Genomic DNA, 3,863 nt, shown 5'->3' with positions numbered 1-3,863 from the left:
GCCGCCTGCCGACGCCGGAAGAGGTCGCCGCCATCAATGCGCGCCTGCAGAGCTTTGAAACACCCAAGCCCGCTGCGCCCGCCATCACCGTCGCGCCTGCGGGTGTCACCCCGATGACGGTCGAGGAGGTCGGACGTCCGTCCAGTTGACGCTGATCAACTGTGGTGATGCAACGGCAGGCCATTCGGCGCATTGAGGTTTGGTCCGGGTGTTTCCGGCCGTGAGAGGACGCCTGTTTGACCCACCCCATTCCTGATGTTCCACAGTGGGATGAGTTCGAACGCCTGAATGCGCTGGGTTCCTACGACATTCTGGACACGGAACGGGAGCAGGCGTTCGACGATGTCGTCCAACTGATCGCCCGTATCTGCGAGACGCCGATCGCCGTGGTCAATCTGATCGACGCCGACCGCCAGTGGTTCAAGGCCGAGGTCGGCCTGGGCGTGCGCGAAACGCCGCTGGACACATCCTTCTGCGCCCACGCCCTGTTGCGCGAAGACGGAATGCAGGTGCCGGACGCCACGGTGGATGCGCGGTTCGAATGCAATCCTCTGGTCACCGGCGAAACCCATCTGCGGTTCTATGCCGGTCAGTTGCTGAAGACGCAGGAGGGGCTGCCGCTGGGCACTCTGTGCGTGCTGGACACCGAACCGCGGCCTGAAGGTCTGACCGAGGTTCAGGCCATGGCGCTGAAGACCCTGGCCGGGCAGGTGATGACGCAGCTGGAGCTGCGCCGCACCCTGAGCCAACGCGCCAAGAGCGAGGAAACGACGCGTCGTGCGCTGGCGGCGTCGAACTACATCGGGGCCTGGGACTGGGATGTGCCCGCCGACCGCATCGTCGCCGACGAACGCTTCGCCAACATCTTCGGCGTCGACCCGAAGGTCGCGGCGCAAGGCACGCAGTTGAGCGCCTTCCTGCGCAATGTGCATCCAGACGACGCCGTGCGTCTGGAGGCCGAGATCGCCGCCCTGATGATCACTGGCGGGGCTTTTCTCAGCGAATACCGCATCCTGCACGAGACGGGCGGGGAGCGCTGGATCCAGGCGCGCGGCCATATCTATCTGGACGATCAGGGGGCGGCGGTGCGTTTTCCCGGCATCGCCACCGACATCACCGCCCGCCGCCGCCAGGACGCGCATCTGGCCGAGGCGGTGCTGCAACTGGCCGACAGCGAGGCGCGGTTCCGGTCGCTGGCCGACGCCATGCCGCAGATGGTCTGGTCATCGCCGCCGGACGGCCATCCCGACTATTACAACGCGCGCTGGTACGCCTTCACCGGCACCACGCCCGGCTCCAGCGAAGGGCAGGGCTGGGATAATCTGGTGCATGAGGATGACCGCGCGCGCGGCATGGACCTGTGGAACCAGTCGCTGCAGAGCGGCGAACCCTATGAGGTTGAATACAGGCTGAAACATCATGCCGGAGGCTATCGCTGGGCGCTGGCGCGGGCCGAGGCGGCGCGCAATGAGGCGGGCGACATCACCCGCTGGTTCGGCAGCTGCACCGATATCGACGACCTGAAGCGGCTGGAGCATGAGCGCGAGCTGGTCAGCCAGGAGTTGAGCCACCGGATCAAGAACATCTTCGCCGTGGTGTCGGCCCTGGTGGCCCTGTCGGCCCGCCAGCACCCGGAGGCGCGCGGCTTCGCCACCTCCCTGCGCACGCGGATCAACGCCCTGGCGCGCGCGCATGAGTTTGTCCGGCCGCATACCGAGACGTCCCAGCCCACGGTCGGCGTGACCACCCTGCACGCCTTCTTCAACGACCTGTTCGGCGCCTATGCCGACGAGAAGGGCGAGGGGCGGGTGTTGATCAGCGGCGACGACACTGTCTTTGACGACCAGTCGGCGACCTCGGTGGCCTTGCTGTTCCACGAGCTTGCGACCAATGCGGCCAAGCATGGCGCCCTGTCCGTGCCGCCCGGACGCGTCAGTCTGAGCACCCGCCACGAAGGGGACCGCTTCATCCTGATCTGGCAGGAGACGGGCGGCCCGTCGATCAACGGCGCGCCGACGCGAAACGGCTTCGGCTCGTCCCTGGCGACCCTGTCGGTCGAGACGCAGCTGGGCGGGCGGCTGGAGCGGGAATGGCGGCCTGAGGGTCTGAAAATGGTCGTGGACCTGCCTGCCGCCGCCCTGTCGCGTCGCCGCGCAGCGGGGAAATTTCTCTGATTAGGACAAATTTGAAACTGTGCGGCCCATCATGCGTTCGAGACGCTAACTAGGATTGGTCCTGAAGATTTATGCCCGCCCGCATCCTCATTATTGAAGATGAAGCCCTGGTCGCCATGGAGCTTCGCTTCGTGCTGGAAGACCTGGGGCACGACGTGGTGGGCGTCGCGGCCACGGCCAAGTCTGCGCGCGACATCGTCCATGATTCCGAGATCGATCTGGCCTTGGTGGACATTCACCTGTCGGACGGCCCCACCGGCATCGACCTGGGCCGCGAGCTGGGCCAGGACCTGGGTGTTTCGGTCCTGTTCATGACCGGCAATCCCGGCATGGTCCGCGACGGCGTCGCCGGGGCCATCGGCGTCCTGTCCAAGCCCGCCGACGAACAGGCCGTCCAGACCGCTGTCGACTACGCCCTTCGCCGCCGCCAGGGCCAGCCAGTGCAATACGCCCCGCCCGGACTGCAGCTTTTCGGCTGACAGATCGGCGCCGCCGGTTGCGCATGGTGTGATGCGGCATATGTCGAATGTTCCCCCCGATTAGGAGCCTTCGATGACCACTCTGACCCAACGTCCGCTTGGAAACAGCGGAATCGAGATCGCGCCGCTGGTGTTCGGCGGCAATGTCTTCGGCTGGACGGCGGATGAGGCGACGTCGTTCGCCCTGCTGGACGGCTTTGTCGAGGCGGGCTTTGACGCCATCGACACGGCAGACGTCTATTCCCGCTGGGTTCCCGATCATGTCGGCGGCGAGAGCGAGACCATCATCGGCGACTGGCTGAAGGCGCGCGGCGGGCGCGATAAGGTGAAGATCTTCACCAAGGTCGGCTCGGACATGGGGCAGGGCCGCAACGACCTGACCGCAGGCTGGATCGAAAAGGCGGTCGAGGACAGTTTGCGTCGGCTCGGCACAGACTACATCGACCTGTATCAGACCCATTGGGCCGATCCGCTGACGCCGCAGGAAGAGACACTCAGGGCGCTGGACCGGCTGGTGGCGTCGGGCAAGGTGCGGGCCATCGGCACGTCGAACCACACCGCCGAACAGGTCGCCGAGGCGTTGGCGATTTCTGAGCGCGAGGGGCTGGCGGCCTATGCCTCGCTCCAGCCGCACTACAACCTCTACAGCCGCAACACCTTCGAAGGGGCGCTGCAGGATCTGGCGGTTGAGAAGGGGCTGGGCGTCATCACCTACTACAGTCTGGAAAGCGGCTTCCTGACCGGCAAGTACAAGACCGTCGAACAGATCGCCGGGACCAGCCGCGAACACGCCCTGAAGGATCGTTTCGACGAGCGCGGCGTGCGGATTCTGGCCGTGCTGGACGGCGTGGCCCAACGCAATGAGGCGACATCGGCCCAGACGGCTCTGGCCTGGCTTCTGGCCCAGCCGGGCGTCACCGCGCCTATCGTCAGCGCCACCTCGACCGAACAGCTGGAAGACATCGTCAAGGCGGCGACGCTGACCCTGTCCGCCGACGATCTGGCGGAACTGAGCGAAGCCAGCGCCGACTAGGGCTAATCGACATCCAGTCGGCTGAAATCCTAGATCGTCATTCCGGGGCTAAGCGAAGCGAAGAACCCGGAACCCAGGGCCGCGACGCCGTTGTTGAAGGTATTCGGCTCCGGCTTGCGAGCCCCCTGGGTTCCGGGTTCGTCCTGCGGACGCCCCGGAATGACGGTCCGGAGCAGA

At 65.8% G+C, this 3,863-nt stretch carries 3 protein-coding genes; all 3 read left to right on the top strand.

Features of this window, described 5'->3' with window-relative positions; genetic code table 11:
- The first annotated feature begins 236 nt into the window (after nucleotides 1–236).
- The 3 genes from QZ281_RS11935 (at nucleotide 237) to QZ281_RS11925 (ending at nucleotide 3,686) form a co-directional block, all read left to right on the top strand.
- On the top strand, nucleotides 237–2,174 hold the full coding sequence (locus QZ281_RS11935) for a PAS domain-containing protein (RefSeq protein ID WP_292228628.1): 1,938 nt from the start codon (nucleotides 237–239) through the stop codon (nucleotides 2,172–2,174).
- Between the two features lie 71 nt (nucleotides 2,175–2,245).
- The gene (locus tag QZ281_RS11930) at nucleotides 2,246–2,653 is read left to right on the top strand and encodes a response regulator (RefSeq protein ID WP_292228626.1); all 408 of its coding nucleotides are present in this window, start codon (nucleotides 2,246–2,248) and stop codon (nucleotides 2,651–2,653) included.
- A gap of 73 nt (nucleotides 2,654–2,726) precedes the next feature.
- Complete coding sequence (locus QZ281_RS11925) at nucleotides 2,727–3,686, top strand: aldo/keto reductase (protein WP_363297863.1); 960 nt, start codon at nucleotides 2,727–2,729, stop codon at nucleotides 3,684–3,686.
- Nucleotides 3,687–3,863: the final 177 nt, after the last annotated feature.

It is taken from the genome of Brevundimonas sp., assembly GCF_018608325.1.
Classification (GTDB): domain Bacteria; phylum Pseudomonadota; class Alphaproteobacteria; order Caulobacterales; family Caulobacteraceae; genus Brevundimonas.
The sequence above is the reverse complement of the archived record's forward strand: the minus strand, read 5'-3'. Positions and strand labels throughout refer to the sequence as shown.